Raw genomic sequence first — 21,158 nt, forward strand, 5'->3', positions numbered from 1 at the left:
CCGCAAAACGGTTGTCATCCCGGAAGCCTCGCAGAGGCTGTCCGGGACCCAGGGGACTGGGCCAAGGCTTTGCGGTTCACCTGGGTCCCGGACAACGCTTCGCGTTTCCGGGATGACAACGGTGATTACCGCTTCCCCCGCAGCCACGGCGCCAGGCGGTCCTGCAGGGGCTGGTCGATATAGGTGTGGAACAGCCAGGCCGCGGCGATGGCGATCGGGAACGAGGCCAGCCACATCAGCCACTGCCAGCCGATGCCGATCGGCACGGTCTCGATCAGCTTGTGCACCGCGCTCCAGTAGATCACGCCGACGAAGATGTGGGTGATGAACAGGGCGAACGACAGCTTGGCGCCCTCCTCGATCCAGGCCCGGGGGTGCTTGACCGGCAGGCGGCCCGCGCCCAGCACGATGGCGGCGATGGCGGTCAGGCAGGGGATGTCGAACAGCAGCTCGTCGGGCAGGGCGTAGCGGTCCAGCGGCTGCATGGCCACCAGCACGACGACGCCGCCGACCAGCAGGGCCTTGGCGGCCTTTTCCGACGGCCAGTCCATCTCGACCGCCCGCGCCAGGCAGACGCCGAGGATGAACAGCGGCAGGGCGCGCACGACGCCGAAGCGGAACTGAAGGTCCGACAGGGCGTGGTCGAACACGGTCCGCGCGATCACCTCGCAGGCGGCGAAGGCCAGGGCCCCGACCAGCGGCAGCACCCAGGGGTGGCGCACCTTGTCGGCGGCCCGCCACAGCCAGGGGAACACCGCGTAGCAGACGATCAGGGCCGAAAGCGACCAGCTGGGCAGGTTCCAACCGTCGCTGTTGAAGCCCCAGGCGTGGACCAGCAGGGCCTGGACCGGCAGCTGGTCCCAGGCGAAGCGCGAGGGCTTGTGGGCGTCGGTGCCCAGGGCGTTCAGCACCAGCACCAGGGCGGCCATCATCAGCAGCACGATCAGGTGCCCCGGCCAGACACGGCCGACCCGGCGCACCCAGAAGCGGCCGTGGCTGATCCGCCCGGTCAGGGTGGAGGCCCCGTAGGCCCGGCCCAGCACGTAGCCCGACAGCATCAGGAAGAAGTCGGTGGCCAGGAACCCGCGCGAGAACACCTGGCCGAAGCGCTCGATCCGCATCGGGCCCTCGGCGCCGAAGTGGTAGATGACGATCAGCAGCGAGGCGAGCAGCCGCAGCAGGTCCAGGGCGCCGCCACGCGTCGAGGCGCGGACGGGCCTGACCGCGACCGGCTCGGCGACCGGTTCGGACTCCGGAAGGGGGGATTGGACGGGTACGTTCACAACGTCCGTGCCTTAACAAAGCCGGGCGGCTCGGGAAAGCGCGCGCAGCCCCTGTGCGCGCGTCATGGCGACACAGCCTGGGACTGTGGCGGAATAGCCCCGCCCCTTCCTTCTCCCCGTCATCCCGGGCCTTGTGCCCGGGACCCCTCCGTCCGCCGCAGGTGCGGATGTGTGGCGCACCAGCGCGCCATTGCACTTCACGTGCGAGCTGAACCAGGGGTCCCGGGCACAAGGCCCGGGATGACGGACGGGGATATTGAAGTTGGGAGGAACCGCCCCATCTGTAACTCCATCAGTATCTAATCGGACGCCCCGCCCATGACCGCCCGCCTGCCCGTCCTGTTCCTCGGCCACGGCTCGCCGATGAACGCCATCGAGGACAACGCCTGGAGCCGCGCCTGGGCGGCGCTCGGCGCCGAGCTGCCGCGCCCCAAGGCGGTGCTGATGATCAGCGCCCACTGGGAGACGCGCGGGGCCAGCGCCGTGAGCGCGGCCGAGCGCCCCGAGACCATCCACGACTTCGGCGGCTTCCCCCAGGCCCTGTTCGAGGTGCGCTACGACGCGCCCGGCGACCCGGCCCTGGCCCAGCGGGTGGCGCAGGTGCTGTCGCCCGACCTGGTGGTCCAGCATCCGACCCGGGGCCTCGACCACGGCGCCTGGGGCGTGCTGAGGCCGATGTACCCGGACGCCGACGTACCGGTGGTGCAGCTGAGCCTGGACCGCGGCCGGCCCGACCGCTGGCACTACGAGGCCGGCAAGCGCCTGGCCGCCCTGCGCGACGAAGGCGTGCTGATCGTCGGCAGCGGCGACATCGTCCACAATCTGCGGGCCGTGAATTTCCGCACCGGCGAGACCCCGGAGTGGGCCCCGCGCTTCAACGAGACGGCCAAGGCCCTGATCGCCGCCGGCGACCACGACCCGCTGATCGACTGGCGCGGCCTGGGCCCCGACGCCGAGGCCTCGATCAACAGCGCCGAACACTACCTGCCCCTGCTCTACGTGCTGGGCGCGCAGGAGAAGGGCGAGCCGGTCTCGTTCTTCACCGACGACGTGTTCGCGGCCATCTCGATGACGTCGGTGCGGGTGGGATAGCGTCCGCGCATCCTTTCCCGTCCCACCGGGTTTTCCCCGCATGACCTACCACCTGCATTACTGGCCCACGATCCAGGGGCGCGGCGAGTTCGTGCGGCTGGCGCTGGAGGAGGCCGGCGCGGCCTATGTCGACGTGGCGCGCGGCGGCAAGGATGAAGGCGGCGGCGAACGGGCGCTGATGGCCGACATCGGCGACCACGACCATCCGTCCTTCGCCCCGCCCTATCTGGTCGACGGCAAGCTGGTGATCGGCCAGACGGCCAACATCCTGCTGCACCTGGGCGCCCGTCACGGCCTGGCGCCGAAAGGCGAGGCCGGGCGGCTGTGGGTCAACCAGCTGCAGCTGACCATCACCGACCTGGTGGCCGAGGCCCACGACGTCCACCACCCCGTGGGCATGGGCCTCTACTACGAGGACCAGAAGGCCGAGGCGGCGCGACGGGCGGAGGAGTTCCGGACCCAGCGGATGAAGAAGTACCTCGGCTGGTACGAGACGGTGCTGGAGAAGGCGCAGAAGGGCGGCTGGCTGACGGGCGCGGACCTGACCTATGCCGACCTGTCGCTGTTCCAGGTGGTGGAGGGCCTGCGCTACGCCTTCCCGCACGCGATGAAGCGGCTGGAGCCGAAGCTGAAGCGGGTGGTCGCCGTGCGCGACGCGGTGGCCGAGCGGCCGAACATCGCGGCCTATCTGAGCTCGGAGCGGCGGATTCCGTTCAGCACGGAGGGGATCTTCCGAGCTTATCCGGAGCTGGATCCAGCCTAGGGCGTGACCACCACCGTATAGCTCAATGCCGTGTTTTTCGCCCTGGCCGGCGTCTGTTCGTCGCTGACCATCAGTTGACGGAAACGGCCGGCGCGCGCGGCTTCGACGGCGTCGCCGTTGGTGATCAGCGGCCTGGGACCCGCGTCCGTACGGGAATAGAACCACTCCCGCGCGAAGGTGTCGGCGCTGTAGGGCTTTATCGGCCCGACGACGCCCTCCGCGAAGGTGATCACGGCCTTTGGGTCGTCGACCCTCGCGAAGACCCGGCACACCTTGTAGCGGACCCGGATCCTTTGCTTGCCGTCGGCTCCCAACAGGTCGCCGGGGTTTTCGCTCACCAACAGAAACCTGTCGCCCGACCGTCTGGCCTCGATGAAGGTTTCATTGCCTTGGGCGAAGCCCTTCGTGGGGAATTGGGCCCAACGGCGCTTCTCCGCCTCGGCGAGCGCTCCCTCCCGGCTGGCGTTGGTGGCCATGCACATCGTCCGAAAGTCGGAAACGAGCGTCGCGGAGGACACGGTTTGCCCCGCGGCCGCCAGCGGCGTCGCCGTCGCGGCCAATACCGTCAGGCATAGGAGCCGACCCGCGACGTTGCGCCTCGCGTCGGCGCGCTCTGGGTTTGGAAATGCCATGTCGGATCCCGCTCGATTACGGTCAAGCTTACCGTCCGCCCGAGCGTCCGCAAGCGAAAGAGATCGACATGTTCGCGCAGGTTGAGCTGCTGGATCGGCGGCCTGGCTGAAAAGACCCCAGCTTGGCCGGACTCGGGAACGCCCGCCTAGCTCGACGGGCTTCCGCCCGCCACCACGTCCACGCGGCGCCAAGTCTGCGACTTGCACAGGAAGCCGCCGATCAGGCAGCCCTTGGCCTTCATGGTGGTGGCGTCGGGGAAGTCGGCGGTGCCGTTGAAGTTCATGTTCAGGTCGGGCACGAACACCTTGCCCTTCCAGCTGCCGTTCTTCTGGAGCTGGAAGTCGCGCAGCAGCTGCAGGCCGACCAGCTCGGGCGTGCCGCCCTTCCTGGCGTCGGCCTTGGCCTCGTCATTGGCCCAGACCACCACGCCGCAGGCGCGACCGCCGCCGCACGGCTTGATCTCGACATGGACGCTGTTCTTGGGATTGCGCCAGACGCCGTAATTGAACGAATCCTCGGCCAGGGCGGGCGAGGTCAGGGCGGCCATGAGGCCGGCGGCCGTGGCCAGCCCGACGAGGAACGACTTGATCCGACGCATGCACGAGGTCTCCACCTGAGATCGTTGTGATGCAGGTTCGCGTTCGGATCAAGTCGGGGCGGCTTCTCCATCCCGCTCATCCCGGCGAATGCCGGGACCCAGATGGAATGGCTTCGAGGCTGACGCCACGAACGCCGAGCCCCTCCAATAGGCCACACGGTGATGGGATCTGGGTCCCGGCATTCGCCGGGATGAGCGGATATTGAAAGCGCTCACGCGCCCACCGCCAGCGCCTCGCCCGCCTTGCGCGCCGCGGCCCAGCGCTCGTCCATGCCCCGGCCGTAGAGGGCGGTGATCCGCTCCAGCACGGCCGGCGGGGCGGTCTCCGGGCGGCCGGCGTGGAAGGGCGGGTCGGGGGCGTATTCGACGGCCAGCTGGATGGCCTGGGCCGTCTCCTCGCCGGCGATGTCGGCCACGATGGTCAGGGCGAAGTCGATGCCGGCCGTCACCCCGCCGCCGGTGAAGACGTTGCCGTCGCGCGCCACCCGGGCCGGGTCGGGCGTGGCGCCGAACAGGGCCAGCTGGTCGCGCCAGGCCCAGTGGCAGGCCGCCCGCTTGCCCCGCAGCAGTCCGGCCGCCCCCAGCACCAGCGAGCCGGTGCAGACCGAGGTCACGTAGCGCGCCCCGGCCGCCAGCCGCCGGATCTGGTCCAGGAAGGCTTGGTCGGCCATGGCCTGGGTCGTGCCGAAGCCGCCGGGCACGCACAGCAGGTCGCAGCGCTCGACCTCGGCCAGGCGCGCTAGGCGGGCGAACACCAGGCCGTCAGCCTCGATCTCGCCGCCCGCCTCGCTGGCGACCGTGACCTGCGCGCCGGGCAGGCGGGCGAGGATCTGGTGCGGACCGGTGAAGTCCAGGTGGGTGACACCGGGGAACAGGGCGAACACGATGTGGAACGGCGCGGGTTTGCTCATGGGAGCCCTCCTGTTGACGCCGCAGCATCGCCCGCCTAGCGTCTGACCGAAATGACATAGTTCCCTCGAAACCCGCCACGACCGTCCAGAGGCGCCCGCAGGAGCGAGCATGACCCGCGACATCGGCTTCCTGATCTTCCCCGACTTCCAGCTGCTGGACGCGGCCGGGCCGATCGCGGCGTTCGAGATCGCCGGGCGGCTGGTCCCCGGCGCCTATCGCCTGCACCTGCTGGCCCGCGAGGCGGGGGCCGTGCCCAGCTCGTCCGGCGTGGCCATGACCGCCAAGGCCTTCGCCGAGGCCCCGCCGCTGGACACCCTGATCGTCTCGGGCGGCGAGGGCACGCGCAGCCCGGCCATCTGCGAGGCGACCCTGGCCTTCGCCCGCGCCACCTTCCGTTCGGCCCGGCGCACCGCCAGCGTCTGCTCGGGGACCTATGTCCTGGCCGCCGCGGGCCTGCTGGACGGCCGGCGGGCCACCACCCACTGGCAGCGCTCCAAGGACTTCCAGCGCCGCTATCCGACCGTGCGGCTGGAGCCCGACAAGATCTTCGTCCAGGACGGGGCGCTGTGGAGCTCGGCCGGCATCACCGCCGGCATCGACATGGCCCTGGCGATGATCGGGGCCGACCTGGGCGAGGAGGTCGCCCGCCGCACCGCCCAGCAGCTGGTGGTCTATCACCGCCGCCCCGGCGGCCAGTCGCAGTTCTCGGCCCTCCTGGAAATGCGCGGCGGACGGTTCGACGGCCTGCTGGCCTGGGCGCGCGAGAACCTGGCCCTGCCCCTGAGCGTCGACCAGCTGGCCGAGCGGGCGGCGATGAGCCCGCGCAACTTCGCCCGCCAGTTCGCCGTCGAGACCGGCAGCACCCCGGCCAAGGCGGTCGAGCGCCTGCGAGTCGAGGCGGCCCGCGCCCTGCTCGACAACCAGCCCCTGCAGGTCGAGGACGTGGCCCTCGAGACCGGCTTCGGCGACCAGGAGCGCATGCGCCGCGCCTTCCTGCGGGCGTTCGGCCAGCCGCCCCAGGCCCTGAGGCGCGCCGCCCGCGCCTCGCAACCGAATGTTGCAGCGGCGCCATAGCTCGCAATAATACAGTCAAGCTAGGCAACCTGAGATTTACGACACCGGTGAACCCCTCTACCGGGGCTAGGTCCGATCACGGACCAGTACCTATATTTTTGGGGGGACTACCTATGCGTCTGTTCATCACCACCGCCGTGGCCGCTCTGGCCATGGCCGGCGCCGCTTCGGCCCAGACCGCCGGCCCGGCGCCCGCGCCGAAGCCCGCCGCGCCCGCCGCCGGCCAGTACATCTCGGTCTCGGGCGGCCTGGTCGGCAAGACCGACTACGACGTCGGCTTCGCCGGCGGCTACAAGGCCAAGGCCGACGTCGACGCCGGCGCCCAAGGCGCCGTGGCCTGGGGCTCCACGATCGGCAACGGCTGGCGCGCCGAGATCGCCCTGGGCTACCGCAGCCAGGACAGTGAAACCGTCGTCACCTGGAACGGCACGAAGATCGGCGCCACCGACGGCAAGGTCGAGGCCCTGAGCATCGACATCAACGGCTACTACGACTTCCCGGTCTCGGGTCCGGCCAAGCCCTATCTGGGCGCGGGCATCGGCGTGGCCCAGGTCAAGTTCAGCGACGACCTGATCGACGACAAGGGCGACGCCCTGACCCTGCAAGGCATCGCCGGCGTCAGCTTCGCCGTCTCGCCGACGATCTCGCTGTTCGCCGAGGGCCGCTACCAGTACACCGGCTCGATCAAGATCAAGACCACCAGCCCGTCGGGCGAGCAGAACTCGCACCTGAGCATGACCGGCCCGGCCGCCTTGGTCGGCGCGCGCTTCGCGTTCTAAGAGAACGGGGACAGGCGTCAGCGCCTGTCCCCAACCTCGACCTCGCTACGCGCCCCGTTCGGCCGCCATCCTCGCCACCTCGGCCTTCAGGATGTCCAGCGCCTCGGTATTGCAGCGCAGGATCTCGACCATTTCCTGCTGGCGCAGATCATCCAGCTTGTCGTGCAGGCGCATGATCTCCAGCTCGGCCCGCAGATTGACCACATAGTCGTGCTCGGCGTTCAGCCGGTCCTTCGTGGCCTGGCGGTTCTGGCTCATCATGATCACCGGCGCCTGGATCGCGGCCAGGGTCGACAGGATCAGGTTGAGGAAGATGAACGGGTAGGGGTCGAACGCCAGATGCAGGGGCTTGAGGCCCAGGTTCAGCCCGATCCACAGCGCCAGGCACAGCGAAAAGCCGCCGATGAACGCCCACGAGCCGCCGATCGCCGCCACCGTGTCGGCTAGGCGGTCCCAGTAGCCGCGGTCATCGACGACCAGCGCCTTGTTCAGCCCCGTCGGCGCCTCGGCCGCGATCAGGTCGATGACGCTGCGCTTGACGTCCGTCAGCTCGGCATAGGGCGTGGCCAGCAGCTCGCGGGACAACTGGTCGAGGCGTTGATCGGGGGTCATGGGCGTCCCTGATGTGAAGGTTTCTAGAAGATGCGTCTTGAACGATCGCGCGCAAGCTCCCGCGATTGACGTCCGTGTCCGCGCGGCGCGAGGGTGCCCTGGTCGGCTTGACGACACAGTCCAGAGCACAAGGAGAAATCCCCATGGCCCACAAGTTCCACATCAAGAAGAACAAGGCGGGCGAGTTCGTCGCCTACTTCGTCCACAACAGCGAGACAATCTTCTGGACCGAAGGCTACAGCTCGAAAGCGGCGGCCAAGAACGCCATCGAGTCGATCAAGAAGAACGGCCCCGACGCCGAGGTGGACGATCAGACGGACTGATATCGACGACGGGGACACGCGCCGGCGCGTGTCCCCACTCGAACCCTTGACCGCCCTGCCCTCCCGGGCGTCTGATCAGCGATAACAAACCAGAACGGGAGGGGCGCGTGAGCGCAGCAGCGAAAGGCCGCAAGGCCGTCTTCATCACCGGAGCCGCCAGCGGCATCGGCCTGGCCAGCGCCAAGCGCTTCGCCGCCGAGGGCTGGTTCGTGGGTCTGTCCGACATCGACGTGACGGGGCTGAAGGCCGCCCTGGTCGCCATCGGGCCGGAGAACGGCGCGACCTTCCGGCTGGACGTGCGCGACCGCTCGGCCTGGTCCTCGGTGCTGGCCGACTTCGCCAAGCTGACCGACGGGCGGCTGGACGTGCTGCTCAACAACGCCGGGGTCGCCAAGTTCGGGCCGTTCGACAGCCACGGGGACGCCGACATCGACCTGCAGCTGGACATCAACATCAAGGGGGTGGTCACCGGCGCCCGGTCGGCCCTGCCCTGGCTGAAGGCCACGCCGGGCTCGCGCCTGATCAACATCTCGTCCTGCGCGGGCCTGTACGGCTCGCCCGGCCTGGCAGTCTATTCGGCCACCAAGTTCGCGGTGCGCGGGCTGTCGGAAGCCCTGGACGTGGAATGGAAGCCCCACGGCGTCGGGGTGGCCTGCGTGATGCCGTGGTTCGTCGACACGCCGATCCTCAACGCCGGCGCGCCAGGCAGCAACGCCAACATGTCGGACGTGCTCAAGAGCGGCGGCCTGCCGGTCTATCCCGTGGAGGACGCCGCCGAGGTGATCTGGCGCGCCGTCCACGGGAAGGAACTGCATTACTTCGTGGGCAAGCGGGCCAAGCAGATGCGCTTCGCCAGCAACCACATGCCCGGAGCGCTTAGGAAGCAGCTCCGGTCCCGGCCGATCCTCCAGCAGACTTGATCGTCTCGCCGGAGGTCTTGGTCGGGTGCATGGCCGGGGCCGAGGCGGGCTCGGGGACCGGGCCCAGCGGGCCGCCCATGCCGCCGGCGGCGGCCGGCTTGTCGGGCGAGGAGATCACCACGGCGCTGGCCAGCTGGATCGGCGCGGCCTTGCCGTCGGCGACCGAGGTGGTCGGCAGGCTGGCCAGGGTCACAGTCGGCAGCTCGTCGGCCGTCGACGGCCGCGGCGTGCGGCTGAAGGCGTCCGGCGCGCCCGAGCGGCCGCCGAAGCGGTAGAACACGTGCATGCCCACCTGGGCGACGCGCAGCAGGCGCGGGCCCCAGCCCGGCGCGACGCCGGTGGTGTGGAAGTGGGTGGCGGCGCCGACCTCGCTCATCACCGCGCCCGACAGCGCGCGGGTGGCGACCTTCTGGGCGCGGGCCCAGGCGCCGCGATCGCGCGGGGCGCGCATCGAGCCGTCGCAGGCGAAGCTGAACTGGCAGCCGGTGTGGGTGTAGGCGCCCTGGAACACGACGCCGCAGATCGATTTCGGGAACGAAGGGTGGCGTACGCGGTTAAGTACGACTTGAGCCACGGCCGCCTGGCCGTTCGGGGTCTCGCCGCGGGCCTCGTAATAGACCGCTTCGGAAAGGCACTCGAGTTCACGCGAGCTTTCCAGGGCGTTGGTCAGGCGGAACGGGGCCACGGCCGGATTGAACGGGCCGCCGAAGCTGGCGCGCAGCATCAACGGCTGGCGATCCTGGTCCGATTGCTGGCGCTGTTCGAGACGCTCGACCAGCAGGGCCGATTGCCGGTCGCGCTGGGCGCCGCCGGCGACGGTGTAGGGATCATGGCGGCGGGCGATCGCGAGAGCGCCGGCGTCCATGCGAGACGCGGCCTGGTACAGCGCCGCGTCGGAGAAGTTCCCCTCGGCGCCGTCGGCCAGGCGAGATACGCGAGCGTGCTGACTGGCGGTCTGGGCCATGCCCCCCGCAAGGTAAACGCCGCCGAGCGCCACACCGGTGGCGGCTCCAACCAATACGGCGCCGATCAGCGCGCGCGCGTCTGCGCACGTCTGCGACTTGATAAACAAAACTCGTGTCCTGCGCGGCGAGGGCGGTCCGCCCCCCGACAAAAACGCCCTCGGAAAACCCGGAAAAATACTGTCGGGCAGTCCTGAAAGCGGAGGCTCGGCCGGTTCACGATGGTGGCCGAAGTCCTACTTATGGACCGCCTTATGACGCATCCGTGACCGACTCGCAAGCGCACGCGGCGCCACGGCTTGAATTTTGGGCGACCGCGCGTCAGACACAATGGTTAATGCTTTGATTACAAGGAAAAAACGCGACAGTCCCGAGAATCGGCGCGGAGGCGAATATTCGCGTGTCGCGACAGACTTCCACCCCCTCGCTCTCAAAGGAACCCCAGTGGCGCGACGCCGTTACTCTAGCGGGAAGGTGTAATTGTCTCGGAGGACATAATGTCTGCTCTACGCTGGGTTCCGCTGTGGGTTGCGGCGGCGTTAACCCTGACGGCCTGCGGCCACAACATGGAGCAGAGGGCGGCCACCGGGGCGATCGCCGGCGCGGTCGTCGCCGGGCCCGTGGGCGCCGCCGTGGGGGCCGGCGCCGGGGCCGTGGTCGACAAGGTCTCGAAGTAGGGAAATCCCCTAGACGACCACCTAGGCGACGGCCGAGACCGAGGGCCGATCACCCCTGAACAGACGCCACAGCTCGACCGCGATCTTAACCGTAAGCACCACCATCATCACCGTGGCGGTGAGGTGCAGACTGAGGTCCAGCGCGGTCTGCAGGCCCGCGATCGCGTCGGTGTGCGGCTCGACGCCGTCCAGGGGCGCGACCACGACGATGCGTCCCACCCGCCACAGCACGGCCGCCAACGCCAGGCCGGCCAGGCCGCACACGACCTCCAGCGCCGCCCGGATCCGCACCCAGCCGGGACGCAGCAGGCCGATCAGGCTGGAGACCAGCTGCACGCCCGCCCAGGCCAGCAGCGGCCAGTACAGCGTCGCCCAGATCGAGGCCGGCTGCAGGACCATGTCGCTGTCCGTTACGCGGTTGGACCACGGCGCGGGGACGACGCCCGTCCACCACAGCACGAACAGCGTGGTGAGGATCACCTCCAGCAGGGCCTCGAAGCGCCGGCGGTTCGGCCCCTTGCGCCCGAAGCCCTTCCCGGTCGCCCCCAGGGCGTCCAGGCGCGGCAGGTCGGCGACCTTCCAGTTCGTCAGGCCGTCCAGCGGGATCCAGCCGCGCTCGATCGCGAAGCCCAGCACCGTGGCGACGCCGATCATCGTGAAGGCGGCCGAGATGAAGCTGGACAGGAACTGGGCGAAGACGCCGGGCGCCTGTCCGGGCGCGGTGATCACCGTGATCACCGCGGGGATCGCCGAGACCACCGCCGCCACGACCAGCAGCGCCTTCACCCCGAACATGTAGAACGGATAGATCTCGGGCCCGATCAGGGCGCGGGTGGTCCCGAACCGCCCCGCCACAGCGATCGGATGGCCGAACGCCTTGAGCAGGGCTTCGCGCTCGGCGGCGGTCAGCGGCCGCCCCAGCTCGGCCTCCTTCTCCTCCATTCGGTTGAGCAGGGTGTCGCGCAGCTCGGCGACGATGTCCTCACGCTGGTCCTTGGGCAGCAGGGCCGCGACGGCGGCCAGATAGCGATCGAGCAGGTCCATGTCCTGGCCTCCTTCGTCAGATCAGGTTTTGCAGGGTGTCGTTCATCGCCCGCCACTCGGCGGACAGGCGGGCCAGCACGGCCTCGCCCTCGGACGACAGGCGGTAGAAGCGCTTCTTGCGCTTGTCTTCCTCGCGCCACTCGCTGGTCAGCAGGCCCTGGCTCTCGAGCCGGCGCAGCATCGGATAGAGGGCGCCTTCGTCGATCTCCAGACCCACCTCGGCCAGGGCCTGGCGCAGGCTGTAGCCGTAGCGCTCGACCTTCAGCTGCGCCAGCACGGCCAGGATCAGCGTCCCGCGCCGCAACTCCTGGCGCAGGGTTTCGAAGATGTCGGCGTCTTGCGGCATGGTGTACGTCACATGGTGTGCGTCACTTGGTGTGTGACGTACACTGTGTGCCACACAGTTAAATGGCGAGTCAAGTCGGGCGAACGACGGTCCCCCGCGCACCGGCGGAAACCTCTAAGGTTTAGCTTGCCGCTCCAGCACGGCGGCGCGCGCCTCGGTCTGCTTCAGCAGGCACCGGGTGACCTCGAGATTGCCCTGCAGCCCGACGCGGACGTCGGGACCGACGTCGAGGACGGCGTTGCACTGGGCGTCGCGCGTCTTGATCCACGCCCGCTGGGCGTTGCGCAGCGCCGTCCGCCCGGGCTCCGGCTGGGCCAGGGCGGCCTGGTAGGCCCGGTTGAGGCGGGCGTCCTGCGCGTCGAGCAGCTCGCTGATGCACTCCAGGACCTCATAGGTCTCGCCGTCGCAGCGGGCGGCCTCCTGGACGGCCGTGACCGGCGCGGGCTTGTGCGCCGGGTAGCGGTCCAGTTCGTCCGCCCGTTCCCCGGTTCGGTAGTAGTAGCAGGCGTTCATCCGGACGTAGGTGCGGTTGTCGTAGTTGGCGGCGTCGGAAGGTTCGAGATAGTCGACGCAGTCGAGGTCCCGCCAGTCGATCCAGGCGCGCTGGGCCTTGCGCAAGGCCTGCTTCCGCACCGGCGTGTCCAGCCGGCCGAGGGCGGCCTTGTAGACGGCGTTCAGGCGGTCGTCCTCCTTGTCCGCCAGGTTGCTGAGGCATTCCCGCGCCCCGCTGACGTCGTCCCCGTCGATCCGATCGACGCACTTGGCCGCTTTGCGCACCCGGGCCTCGCCGTCGCCCTCCGCGCCGACGGGCTTGAAGACCTCGGTGCGGGGACGGCGATCGTGGTCCAGCTCGTCGGCCCGCTGCCGCGTCCGTGCGTAAGCGCAGGTCGCCGCCCGCACGGGGCCCTGCGTCTCCATGCCGGCCTGGCCGATATAAGAGGCGCAGTCGGCGTCGCGGAAGGCGACCCAGGCCGTCTGCATCTGCTCCAGGTCCAGGCGCTGCATGTCGTTCATGCTGGTCATGGTCGCGTCGTACGCCCTGACGAGACGCGCCTCTTCCTGGGCGGCCAAGGCGCGGATACAGGCGGCGATCCGGCTGGCGTCGCCACCGCCGTCGGCCGTACACCGCTCCACCGGCGTGACCGCGCCCACGGGCTTGGCGGCCAGGACCGTGGTGGGCGCGCTGGCCAGCAACAGCACGGCGGCGAGGGCGACAGACCGGATCATCACAAGCTCCACCAGGGGTGGCGCAAAGCTAGACCGTATTTCGCGGAAGGCCAGAGAACGCGTTACCCAAAACGAGCCGCGTCGCCGCCTAGGCCGACGGCGTCAGCCGCCGCAGCCTCGGAACGGCGGGCGCGTCCAGGTCGCCCTCGGCCACCGGGACCGTGATCTCGACGGTGAAGCGGCTGCCCTCTCCCAAAGCGCTCTCGACCCGGATGTCGCCCGCCATCAGGGTCACGATCTGCCGGCTGATGCTGAGGCCCAGGCCCGTGCCGTCCTTGCGGTCGACCGCCTCGCCCGCCTGTTCGAACGGGCGGAAGATGCTCTCCAACTGGTCATGCGGGATGCCGACACCGGTGTCTTCGACGACGAAAGCCAGGCGCGCGGTTTCGGCGTCGCCGCCCAGGGCCAGGACTCGCAGGTCGATCCGGCCGCCGGGCGTGAACTTGACCGCGTTGCCGACCAGGTTGATCAGCACCTGGCGCACCCGCTTCTCGTCGGCGTCGACCAGTCGGGGGACGCCGGGCGCGATCTCGACGGCGAAGTCCAGGCCCTTCTCCTCGGCCGGCAGGCGGAACATCTCGCCCACCCCTTCCACGCAGGCGTGCAGGTCGAAGGGCGCGGCCAGCAGGTCGAACGTCCCGGCCTCGATCTTGGCCACGTCCAGGATGTCGCTGATCACCGCCAGCAGGTGCTCGCCGCTGGCCTGGACGGTCTTGACCGCCGCGCGCTGCTTGGCGTTCAGCTCGGTGCGGCCCAGCCAGTAGGTGTAGCCGATGATGGCGTTCAGCGGCGTGCGCAGCTCGTGGCTCATATTGCCCAGGAAGCGCGACTTGGCGTTGCTGGCCGCCTCGGCTTCGGCGTGGGCGTCGGCCAGCAGTTGGGTCCGCCGCAGATGCTGCCGCTGCCGCGCCTCGTAGTCGTGGCGCACGTGCAGGAAGCGGTAGACCAGGAACCCGGCCGAGCCCACCAGCCAGACGCCCAGGATGATCAGGTAGAACTGCTCGGTCGACAGGTAGGCGCCCTGGAAGGTGATGTCCTCGACCGTCACCGCCAGCTTGTCGCCCGCCCTGGCGCCGCTGGTGGCGATGGCCACGGACTGGACCAGCTTGAAGTCCGGCGCGGCCTGGGCCGCGGTCAGGCCGTGACTGGCCAGCCACCAGTCCTCGGCCGCCAGCCGGCTGAGCGGCACGCGGACCACGTTATGGCCCTGGACCACCGGGATGTCGGTCGCCAGGTGCATCGGCTCGCCCTTGAGCTTGTCGCGCACGGCGCGGCCCGGCTCGGGCTTGACGATCAGCCTCAGGCGGTCGGCGGGGCCCTGGTAGGAAAAGCGCAGGGTGGCCGTCTGCAGGTGCGAGAAGTCGAGCCCGCCGCCCACGCGCGCCAGGTCCAGGCCGTAGCCGCAATAGGGATAGGCCGTCCCCTGGCGGATCTCACACGACCACGACAGCGGCCGGGCCGGATCGACCGAGACGGTGGACCCGCCGCCGCTCTCGGCGTCGGAATAGCCGTAGCCGGCGAACCGGCCCGATTGCGGCGACAGGACCAGCGTCTGGTTGGTGATGGCGCTCTTGCCCAGCACCGCGGCGAACGACACGGCCACCAGCAGGAAGACCGCCGCCTCCAGCCGCAGATTGGCGTAGCCCAGCCACGGCTTGCGGGCCTGGCCGGCCGCCGGCGCGAGATCCGTTGGTTCCTGCACGACGCTCCCCCGGGCTTCCCGCCCCGAACAGGGAAGCACTCAAACTCCACCGTAGGATTAATCCCAGCAAAGTTTCCTCAAGGTTTATCGCCGGACGGATGCGACGTTTTGGCGTCGCCCCCTAGGTCTTCCGCATGGGCGCGAAATAGGCCTTCCGCTCGCCCTCGGCCTGGGAGGCCGAGGCGTGGATGCGCAACAGGTCCTTGCGGGCCAGCAGGCCCACCAGCCGGCCGCTGGTCGGGTCGGTTACGGGGATGCGGCCCTGGCCGGTGGCCAGCATCACGTCCACCGCCCGGGCGACCACGTCGTCGGGATGGGCGACGGGCAGGGCCGCGTCCGAGATCCGCTCGGCCACGGTCTGGGCTTCCAGGCCGCCCTCCACCCGCCAGGCCAGGGCGTCGGCCCGCGAGGCCAGGCCCACCAGCCGGCCCGAGGCGTCCACCACCGGATAGAGCTGGTGGCGGCCGGCCTGCAGCACCTCGACGGCCGCCGGGATCGGCAGGTTGGCGGGCAGGGTGTCGACCGCCTGGACCATCACGTCGGCCACCCGGACCAGTTCGTAGGGATCGACGCCGTACTCGCGGGTGATGTGGCGACCGCGGCGGGCGATCTTCTCGGTCAGGATCGAGCGCTTGAGCAGCAGCACCGTGGTGGCGTAGGCGGCGGCCGAGGCCGCCAGCAGCGGGGCCAGCATCCGCCAGTCGCCGGTCAGCTCGACCGCGAAGATCACCGCCGTCAGGGGCGAGCGCATGGTCCCGCCCAACATGGCCGCCATGCCCAGCAGGGCCCAGAAGCCGGGGTCGCCCGGCAGCACCTGGCCGACCAGCCAGCCCATCGCCCCGCCCAGGATCAGCAGCGGCGCCAGCACCCCGCCCGAGGTCCCCGACGACAGGGCGACCAGCCAGATCGCCGCCTTGACCGCCAGCAGCACCAGCACCGCCTGGACCACCAGGTGTCCGGTCAGCAGGTCGCGGATGACGTCGTAACCCACGCCCAGGGCGCGGGGCTCGATCAGCCCGCCCAGGCCCACGCCCAGCCCGCCCAGGGCCGGCCACCACATCCAGTGGATCGGCAGGCGCTCGAAGGCGTCCTCCAGGCCGTAGAGCAGCTTGGTCAGCAGGCCCGACTGCAGGCCGGCCAGCACGCCCAGGCCGGCGCACAGGCCAAGACCCCACCAGGGCAGCAGCGGATCGGCGTCGAACGGAAACAGCGGCCCCGTCCCGAACAGCAGCGGCCGCCAGGCGGTGGCCGCCACCGCCGCGACGGCGACGGGGATGAAGCTGCGCGGCCGCCATTCGAACAGCAGGAGCTCGACCGCCAGCAGCACGGCGGCCACCGGCGTGCCGAAGATCGCGGTCATGCCCGCCGCCGCCCCGGCCACCAGCAGGGTTTTCCGCTCGGCCGCGCTGAGGTGGAAGAACTGGGCGAACAGCGAGCCGATCGCCCCGCCGGTCATGATGATCGGCCCCTCGGCCCCGAACGGCCCGCCCGTGCCGATCGAGATCGCCGACGAGATCGGCTTGAGCACCGCCACCTTGGGCGACATCCGGCTGCCGCCGATCAGGATCGCCTCGATGGCCTCCGGGATGCCGTGGCCGCGGATCTTCTCCGAGCCGAACCGCGCCATCAACCCGATGACCAGCCCGCCCAGCACCGGGGCGGCCACCATCCAGGCCGAAGGCGTCAGCGTGTCCAGCGAGCGGGAGACGACGTCCAGGCGTCCGAACCAGACCAGGTTGGTGGTCAGGGTGATCAGGCGGATCAGCACCCAGGCCGCGCCCGCCCCGCCGCTTCCCACCACCAGGGCCATGGCCGCCAGCATCAGCAGGCGGCGATCGGCGGTGAAATCGCCCAGGGCCCGGCGCGGGGCGGGCGAAGCGCCGGGAGGGGCGCCGGAAGCGGCGTCGGATTTGGCGTTGGCGGCTTTCATGCTTTCCTCTAGGTCGGCCCCTTGTAGAAGGGCCAGTATGTCGTATTACGACATTTTCCAAGGGGAGAACGAACGGTTGGGCGAGAAGATCGGCGAGAAAAGCGGCGACGGGGCCAGCCTGACGCGGGCCCAGTACGTGGCGCTGGCGACCTTCCGCTACGAGCTGCGCCGCTTCATGGCGTTCAGCGAGACCGCGGCCCACGGCGCGGGCCTGCCGGCCCAGCAGCACCAGGCCCTGCTGGCGATCGCCGGCTTCGACGGCGAGGGCGCCCCCACCGTGGGGACCCTGTCGGAGCGGCTGATGATCGCGCCGCACACGGCCACCGAACTGACCTCGCGGATGGTCGAGGCCGACCTGATCAGCAAGGTCCCCTCGGCCGAGGACCGCCGCAAGGTCCGGCTGGCCCTGACGCCCAAGGCCGAGTCCCTGCTGGCCGACCTGAGCGCCGCCCACCTGCGGGAGCTGAAGTCCCTGGAGCCCGCCCTGAACGCCGCGCTGTCCCGCCTGACGCGCGACCGCGCCTGACATCGAAAAGACCATGCGACAGACCCTCGTCCAGGCCCTGCGCGGCCGCGCTCCCCTTCGCGCCCAGGACCTCCTGCGGTCCGGCCTGGGGGCGCTGCTGGGCATCCCCGTCACCGGCCTGCTGGCCCACCTGATCGCCAGCGGCAAGGCCTCGGCCCTCCCCCTGCTGATCCCGCCGATCGGCGCCTCGGCCGTGCTGGCCTTCGCCGTGCCGGCCAGCCCCCTGGCCCAGCCCCGGTCGATCATCGGCGGCAACATGGTTTCGGCGCTGGCCGGGGTGACCTGCGCCCTGGCCTTCCACGGCCATCCCGCCCTGGCGGCCGCCATGGCCGTGGCCTGCGCCATCGTCGCCATGGGCCTGCTGGGCTGCCTGCACCCGCCCGGCGGCGCCGTGGCCCTGGGCGCGGCCCTGGCCGCCGGTCCGGTCGGCGCGGCCTCCTACGCCTATGTCTTCGTGCCGGTCGGCCTGTGCTCGACCCTGCTGGTGCTGAGCGCCATGGCCTACGCCAGGGCCGTCGGACGCTCGTACCCGCACCGCGTGCCGCCGCCCGCCAACGTCCACGCCACCCAGGACGCCCCGCCGCTGCGCCGCGTCGGCTTCACGCCCCAGGACATCGACAACGCCCTGGCCCACTACGGCGACCTGCTGGACGTCGACGCCAAGGACCTGGACGCCCTGTTCCGCGAGGTCGAGCTCCAGGCCCACCGGCGCATCCACGCCCACATCCTGTGCAGCGACATCATGTCCCGAGACGTGTTGAGCGTGGACCTGCACCAGAGCGCGCAGAGCGCCCTGGCCTACATGCGGGCCCACGACCTGCGCTCGGCCCCGGTGGTCGACAACGAGCGCAGGGTGGTGGGGATGGTGCGCCGCGCCGAGCTGCAGACCGGCCGCGACGGCCCGGTCGAGGCGGTGGTCGACCCGTTCGTGCACAAGGTCCGCCCCGGCACGGCCATCGAGGCCCTGCTGCCGATCCTGTCCAGCGGCGTGGCGCACGAGGCCATGGTGGTGGACGAGCACCGCGTGCTGCTGGGCATCATCACCCAGACCGACCTGCTGGGCGTGCTCTACCGCGCCCACATCGTCGAGGCCGTGGCGCTGCAGCGGGCCGAGGACGCGGGGTCGTTCGACCCGGCGATCTGAAGCGCTCCTTCTGTTGTCATCCCGGAAAGCGCGCTGCGCTTGTCCGGGACCCAGGTGACTGGGCGAATGCGGTGCGGCGGCCCCTGGGTCCCGGACAGCCCCTGCGGGGCTTCCGGGATGACAACTTTTTTGGGCCCTTTGAAGAAGCTCTAGCCCTTCGGCGGGATCCACCCGAAGAAGTCGCCCACCCCGGTCAGCAGGAACTGCATGCCGATACAGATCAGCAGGAAGCCGAAGATGCGGGTCATGGCGTCCATGCCGCCCTGGCCCAGGAATCGGACCATCAGCTCGGCGGCCCGCAGGATCACGAAGGCGATGACCAGGGTCACGGCCATGCCCAGGATCACCCCGCCGTAGACGATCACCCACTTGTCCGGATAGTTGCCGCGGATCGCGGCCGCGGCGCTGAGCACCACCGAGATCGAGCCCGGCCCGGCCAGGCTGGGCATGGCCAGGGGCGTGAAGGCCACGTCCAGTTCCTGGGCCTGGCTCTCGCTGGCCACGGCCTCGGCGGTCGACGGCTTGGGGAACAGCATCCCAAACCCGACGCTGAGGATGATCAGCCCGCCGGCCGAGCGGATGCCCGGGATCGAGATGCCGAAGAACTCGACGATGGCCGAGCCCAACAGCAGGAAGGTCGCCAGGATGGCGAAGGCGTAGACGCAGGCGCGGATGGCCTGCTGCTTGCGCTTCTTGGCGTCGAACCCCGCGGTCAGCGACACGTAGAGCGGCGCCGTGCTGAACGGGTTCATGATCGGGAACAGCGCGCCGATCGTCAGGATCAGGGCTTCGGCGAAGATCGGAATGGGCGTGCTCCCGCGGATCGGCGGCGCGACGGATTTCGCGCGTCGCCGCGAGTCTGACCGTGGGCGGACCGTCCAGGCCATCCAGCGCAGACCTGATAAGCGCCGCCCAAACTCCGCATTCGCGGCCTCGCCGCCCTTGCCCGCAGCGGCCGCGCCGGGCAGAACGGTCGCGTGGCGTATCGGGGGCGAACCATGCGGACTGTTCTTCACGCGGCGGCGTTCGCCGCGATCCTGGCGCTGGCCGGTCCGGCCCTCGCCCGCGACACGCAACCCCGGCTGCCCGCGTCGGCGGCCTCGCCCGTGGACGAGGACCTGCGCCTCGCCTTCCAGGACGCCAACGATCACATCGAGCGCGGGGAATACCTCCAGGCCTATGGGGCGTTGGAAACCCTGACCGGCAAGCCGACCTTCCAATCCGCCACGAGCGCGCTGCGCCATGCGACCTGGTTCCTGATGGCCGGAACCGCGGGGGAAGCCCGCGACTGGCCCAAGGCCCGGGCGGCGATCGAGAAGGCCGTCGCCTTTTCGGAAGCCGACGCCACGGACTGGCAGGTCCGCATCCAGATCGCCCGCTCCAGCGGCGACACGGCCGACGGCCTCAGGAGCATCGCGGTCATGGCCCGGCGCTTCCCGAAGGGCCTGACCGCCCTTTCGGACGAGGACATCGGACGCTGGTTCGATCGCGCCAAGCTCGAGACCGACCAGGACCTGGCCTTCGACTTCGTCGACGCCCTGCTGACCCACTGGACGCCCAACGACCCGTTCGTCGACCCGTTCGTCGAGCTGAACGGCATGCGGCAGGTCCAGGTCGAGGGCCTGCTGCGCCAGGGCCGGACGGCCCAGGCGATCGCGGCCACGCGGAAGATCGACAATCCCGACGTCCTGATCGCCATGCGCGCCGACAAGCGCTTCGACGCGCTTTCGGCGGCCGATCCCGCCCTGCTGGACCCCAAGCCCGCCGCCCTGCGGCAACTGGCCAGGATCGACGCGCTCTACCCCGCCCACACCGACCTGCTGTCCGGCGTCGACGCGCGGACCAGCGCCCTGCTGGACTTGAATCGAGGCGAGGAGGCCCTGGCCTTCGTCGAAACGGCCATCACCCGCGCCCAGAAGGATCCCCGCGCCTTCAAGGACATCGACACCCGGCTGGGCTGGACGATCAACCTCAAGAACCTCGCCCTGGGGTCGCTGGGCCGCGACGAGGAGGCGCTCGAGGCCCTCGAGACCGCAGCCCGGGTGCCCGAGAAGGGCAAGGCGAACATCAACCAGACCCTCAATCTCGCCGGCCAGCAGATGCGGATGGGCCGCTTCAAGGCCGCGCTGGCGACGGTGGCCTCGGTGCGCGACGACCGCCTCAGCCCCTACGGCAGGGCCGTGGACCTGCGGATCACCGCCTGCTCCGCCACCCAGCTCGGCGATCTCGCCACCGCCGACGAGGCGCTGCGGCAATTGCGCGGCGTGAAGCTGGAGGCCAAGCGGCAACTGGAGGACGCCTTGCTGTGCCGGGGCGACCTGGACGGCGCGGCGGCCATGCTGATCGAGCGGCTGCAAAGTCCCGTCCAGCGCAACCTGGCGCTGGCCGGCCTGCAGGTCGCGCCGCTGCGCCCCTCGCCGCTTCCGCTGGACGTGACGCTTCGGCAGCGCATCGCCGAGCTTTGCGCCAGGCCCGACGTCCGCGCCGCCATCGACGCGGTCGGCCGCGTGATCAGCTACAGCCCCGAGGACCTGTGGCCGCCGAAGCCGTCGGCGGCGGGCAAGGCGCGCTGAGCCGTCCAGCCGGTGGTTTGACATTTCGCGGCCGGGCT

22 protein-coding genes are annotated in these 21,158 nt (G+C 70.3%); 10 read left to right on the forward strand and 12 right to left on the reverse strand.

Annotated features, from left to right (window positions below; all coding sequences use genetic code 11):
* Window positions 1-125: 125 nt before the first annotated feature.
* A complete protein-coding gene (locus BR39_RS0105270) occupies window positions 126-1,187 on the reverse strand; it encodes an acyltransferase family protein (RefSeq protein WP_369795631.1) in 1,062 nt (353 codons plus the stop codon).
* A 414-nt stretch (window positions 1,188-1,601) separates the two neighbouring features.
* On the opposite strand from BR39_RS0105270, the gene ygiD reads away from it, so the two are divergent.
* Both ygiD and BR39_RS0105280 read left to right on the forward strand, forming a co-directional pair.
* Window positions 1,602-2,375 (forward strand): 4,5-DOPA dioxygenase extradiol, encoded by a 774-nt coding sequence (gene ygiD, locus BR39_RS0105275; RefSeq protein WP_029908443.1) that lies wholly within the window; start codon window positions 1,602-1,604, stop codon window positions 2,373-2,375.
* 40 nt (window positions 2,376-2,415) lie between these two features.
* Window positions 2,416-3,138: a glutathione S-transferase gene (locus tag BR39_RS0105280; protein WP_029908446.1), complete on the forward strand. Its 723-nt coding sequence runs from the start codon at window positions 2,416-2,418 to the stop codon at window positions 3,136-3,138.
* Here the strand turns inward: BR39_RS0105280 and BR39_RS0105285 are convergent.
* The 3 genes from BR39_RS0105285 to BR39_RS0105295 form a co-directional block, all read right to left on the reverse strand.
* Entirely contained in the window at window positions 3,135-3,614 is a 480-nt protein-coding gene (locus BR39_RS0105285; protein WP_156035591.1) for a hypothetical protein, read from the reverse strand. The genes BR39_RS0105280 and BR39_RS0105285 overlap by 4 nt on opposite strands.
* A 302-nt stretch (window positions 3,615-3,916) precedes the next feature.
* Window positions 3,917-4,369, reverse strand: a complete 453-nt coding sequence (locus tag BR39_RS0105290; RefSeq protein WP_029908450.1) for a DUF2147 domain-containing protein — start codon at window positions 4,367-4,369, stop codon at window positions 3,917-3,919.
* Between the two features lie 212 nt (window positions 4,370-4,581).
* A complete protein-coding gene (locus tag BR39_RS0105295; protein ID WP_029908452.1) occupies window positions 4,582-5,280 on the reverse strand; it encodes a DJ-1/PfpI family protein in 699 nt (232 codons plus the stop codon).
* Window positions 5,281-5,389: 109 nt separating this feature from the next.
* On the opposite strand from BR39_RS0105295, the gene BR39_RS0105300 reads away from it, so the two are divergent.
* Together BR39_RS0105300 and BR39_RS0105305 are read left to right on the forward strand one after the other, a co-directional pair.
* Complete coding sequence (locus BR39_RS0105300) at window positions 5,390-6,355, forward strand: GlxA family transcriptional regulator (protein ID WP_029908454.1); 966 nt, start codon at window positions 5,390-5,392, stop codon at window positions 6,353-6,355.
* A gap of 113 nt (window positions 6,356-6,468) precedes the next feature.
* Window positions 6,469-7,134, forward strand: coding sequence for an outer membrane protein (locus BR39_RS0105305; protein ID WP_029908456.1), 666 nt, complete (start codon window positions 6,469-6,471; stop codon window positions 7,132-7,134).
* Window positions 7,135-7,179: 45 nt separating this feature from the next.
* Here BR39_RS0105305 and BR39_RS0105310 read toward each other — a convergent pair whose 3' ends face one another.
* Entirely contained in the window at window positions 7,180-7,746 is a 567-nt protein-coding gene (locus tag BR39_RS0105310; protein WP_035018166.1) for a DUF1003 domain-containing protein, read from the reverse strand.
* 143 nt (window positions 7,747-7,889) lie between these two features.
* Here BR39_RS0105310 and BR39_RS0105315 point away from each other — a divergent pair, with 143 nt between their 5' ends.
* Window positions 7,890-8,069 carry a DUF1508 domain-containing protein gene (locus tag BR39_RS0105315; RefSeq protein WP_029908460.1) on the forward strand — a complete coding sequence of 60 codons (180 nt, stop codon included), beginning with the start codon at window positions 7,890-7,892 and terminating at the stop codon, window positions 8,067-8,069.
* 107 nt (window positions 8,070-8,176) lie between these two features.
* A complete protein-coding gene (locus BR39_RS0105320) occupies window positions 8,177-8,989 on the forward strand; it encodes an SDR family oxidoreductase (protein WP_029908462.1) in 813 nt (270 codons plus the stop codon).
* On the opposite strand, the gene BR39_RS0105325 is transcribed toward BR39_RS0105320, so the two are convergent.
* A complete protein-coding gene (locus BR39_RS0105325) occupies window positions 8,946-10,061 on the reverse strand; it encodes a cell wall hydrolase (protein WP_029908463.1) in 1,116 nt (371 codons plus the stop codon). The genes BR39_RS0105320 and BR39_RS0105325 overlap by 44 nt on opposite strands.
* 387 nt (window positions 10,062-10,448) lie before the next feature.
* Between BR39_RS0105325 and BR39_RS0105330 the strand changes: the two genes are divergently transcribed.
* Window positions 10,449-10,628 carry a hypothetical protein gene (locus BR39_RS0105330; protein ID WP_029908465.1) on the forward strand — a complete coding sequence of 60 codons (180 nt, stop codon included), beginning with the start codon at window positions 10,449-10,451 and terminating at the stop codon, window positions 10,626-10,628.
* 21 nt (window positions 10,629-10,649) lie between these two features.
* On the opposite strand, the gene BR39_RS0105335 is transcribed toward BR39_RS0105330, so the two are convergent.
* The 5 genes from BR39_RS0105335 to BR39_RS0105355 form a co-directional block, all read right to left on the reverse strand.
* On the reverse strand, window positions 10,650-11,672 hold the full coding sequence (locus BR39_RS0105335; RefSeq protein ID WP_029908467.1) for a hypothetical protein: 1,023 nt from the start codon (window positions 11,670-11,672) through the stop codon (window positions 10,650-10,652).
* A gap of 16 nt (window positions 11,673-11,688) precedes the next feature.
* Window positions 11,689-12,018, reverse strand: a complete 330-nt coding sequence (locus BR39_RS0105340) for a PadR family transcriptional regulator (RefSeq protein WP_029908469.1) — start codon at window positions 12,016-12,018, stop codon at window positions 11,689-11,691.
* Between the two features lie 114 nt (window positions 12,019-12,132).
* On the reverse strand, window positions 12,133-13,245 hold the full coding sequence (locus BR39_RS25665) for a lysozyme inhibitor LprI family protein (protein ID WP_051695205.1): 1,113 nt from the start codon (window positions 13,243-13,245) through the stop codon (window positions 12,133-12,135).
* Window positions 13,246-13,333: 88 nt separating this feature from the next.
* On the reverse strand, window positions 13,334-14,947 hold the full coding sequence (locus BR39_RS0105350) for a HAMP domain-containing sensor histidine kinase (protein ID WP_051695207.1): 1,614 nt from the start codon (window positions 14,945-14,947) through the stop codon (window positions 13,334-13,336).
* Between the two features lie 121 nt (window positions 14,948-15,068).
* Window positions 15,069-16,877, reverse strand: coding sequence for a chloride channel protein (locus tag BR39_RS0105355; RefSeq protein ID WP_029908475.1), 1,809 nt, complete (start codon window positions 16,875-16,877; stop codon window positions 15,069-15,071).
* A 76-nt stretch (window positions 16,878-16,953) separates the two neighbouring features.
* Between BR39_RS0105355 and BR39_RS27340 the strand changes: the two genes are divergently transcribed.
* Window positions 16,954-17,403, forward strand: a complete 450-nt coding sequence (locus tag BR39_RS27340; protein ID WP_197026645.1) for a MarR family winged helix-turn-helix transcriptional regulator — start codon at window positions 16,954-16,956, stop codon at window positions 17,401-17,403.
* 13 nt (window positions 17,404-17,416) lie between these two features.
* A complete protein-coding gene (locus BR39_RS0105365; protein WP_029908479.1) occupies window positions 17,417-18,547 on the forward strand; it encodes an HPP family protein in 1,131 nt (376 codons plus the stop codon).
* A gap of 149 nt (window positions 18,548-18,696) precedes the next feature.
* On the opposite strand, the gene BR39_RS0105370 is transcribed toward BR39_RS0105365, so the two are convergent.
* The gene (locus BR39_RS0105370; RefSeq protein ID WP_051695208.1) at window positions 18,697-19,434 is read right to left on the reverse strand and encodes a MarC family NAAT transporter; all 738 of its coding nucleotides are present in this window, start codon (window positions 19,432-19,434) and stop codon (window positions 18,697-18,699) included.
* A gap of 111 nt (window positions 19,435-19,545) precedes the next feature.
* Between BR39_RS0105370 and BR39_RS0105375 the strand changes: the two genes are divergently transcribed.
* Window positions 19,546-21,120 carry a hypothetical protein gene (locus BR39_RS0105375; RefSeq protein ID WP_029908483.1) on the forward strand — a complete coding sequence of 525 codons (1,575 nt, stop codon included), beginning with the start codon at window positions 19,546-19,548 and terminating at the stop codon, window positions 21,118-21,120.
* Window positions 21,121-21,158: the final 38 nt, after the last annotated feature.

This window comes from Caulobacter sp. UNC358MFTsu5.1 (genome assembly GCF_000712075.1).
Classification (GTDB): domain Bacteria; phylum Pseudomonadota; class Alphaproteobacteria; order Caulobacterales; family Caulobacteraceae; genus Caulobacter.

Excerpts from the sequence above, each read along its gene's own strand:
- BR39_RS0105335 (WP_029908467.1), bottom strand. The coding sequence starts at position 11,672 with ATGGACCTGCTCGATCGCTATCTGGCCGCCGTCGCGGCCCTGCTGCCC.
- BR39_RS25665 (WP_051695205.1), bottom strand. The coding sequence starts at position 13,245 with ATGATCCGGTCTGTCGCCCTCGCCGCCGTGCTGTTGCTGGCCAGCGCG.
- BR39_RS0105290 (WP_029908450.1), bottom strand. The coding sequence starts at position 4,369 with ATGCGTCGGATCAAGTCGTTCCTCGTCGGGCTGGCCACGGCCGCCGGC.
- BR39_RS0105370 (WP_051695208.1), bottom strand. The coding sequence starts at position 19,434 with ATGGCCTGGACGGTCCGCCCACGGTCAGACTCGCGGCGACGCGCGAAA.
- BR39_RS0105330 (WP_029908465.1), top strand. The coding sequence starts at position 10,449 with ATGTCTGCTCTACGCTGGGTTCCGCTGTGGGTTGCGGCGGCGTTAACC.
- BR39_RS0105355 (WP_029908475.1), bottom strand. The coding sequence starts at position 16,877 with ATGAAAGCCGCCAACGCCAAATCCGACGCCGCTTCCGGCGCCCCTCCC.
- BR39_RS0105300 (WP_029908454.1), top strand. The coding sequence starts at position 5,390 with ATGACCCGCGACATCGGCTTCCTGATCTTCCCCGACTTCCAGCTGCTG.
- BR39_RS0105285 (WP_156035591.1), bottom strand. The coding sequence starts at position 3,614 with ATGGCCACCAACGCCAGCCGGGAGGGAGCGCTCGCCGAGGCGGAGAAG.
- ygiD (WP_029908443.1), top strand. The coding sequence starts at position 1,602 with ATGACCGCCCGCCTGCCCGTCCTGTTCCTCGGCCACGGCTCGCCGATG.
- BR39_RS0105365 (WP_029908479.1), top strand. The coding sequence starts at position 17,417 with ATGCGACAGACCCTCGTCCAGGCCCTGCGCGGCCGCGCTCCCCTTCGC.
- BR39_RS0105315 (WP_029908460.1), top strand. The coding sequence starts at position 7,890 with ATGGCCCACAAGTTCCACATCAAGAAGAACAAGGCGGGCGAGTTCGTC.
- BR39_RS0105305 (WP_029908456.1), top strand. The coding sequence starts at position 6,469 with ATGCGTCTGTTCATCACCACCGCCGTGGCCGCTCTGGCCATGGCCGGC.
- BR39_RS0105295 (WP_029908452.1), bottom strand. The coding sequence starts at position 5,280 with ATGAGCAAACCCGCGCCGTTCCACATCGTGTTCGCCCTGTTCCCCGGT.
- BR39_RS0105310 (WP_035018166.1), bottom strand. The coding sequence starts at position 7,746 with ATGACCCCCGATCAACGCCTCGACCAGTTGTCCCGCGAGCTGCTGGCC.
- BR39_RS0105280 (WP_029908446.1), top strand. The coding sequence starts at position 2,416 with ATGACCTACCACCTGCATTACTGGCCCACGATCCAGGGGCGCGGCGAG.
- BR39_RS0105375 (WP_029908483.1), top strand. The coding sequence starts at position 19,546 with ATGCGGACTGTTCTTCACGCGGCGGCGTTCGCCGCGATCCTGGCGCTG.
- BR39_RS0105340 (WP_029908469.1), bottom strand. The coding sequence starts at position 12,018 with ATGCCGCAAGACGCCGACATCTTCGAAACCCTGCGCCAGGAGTTGCGG.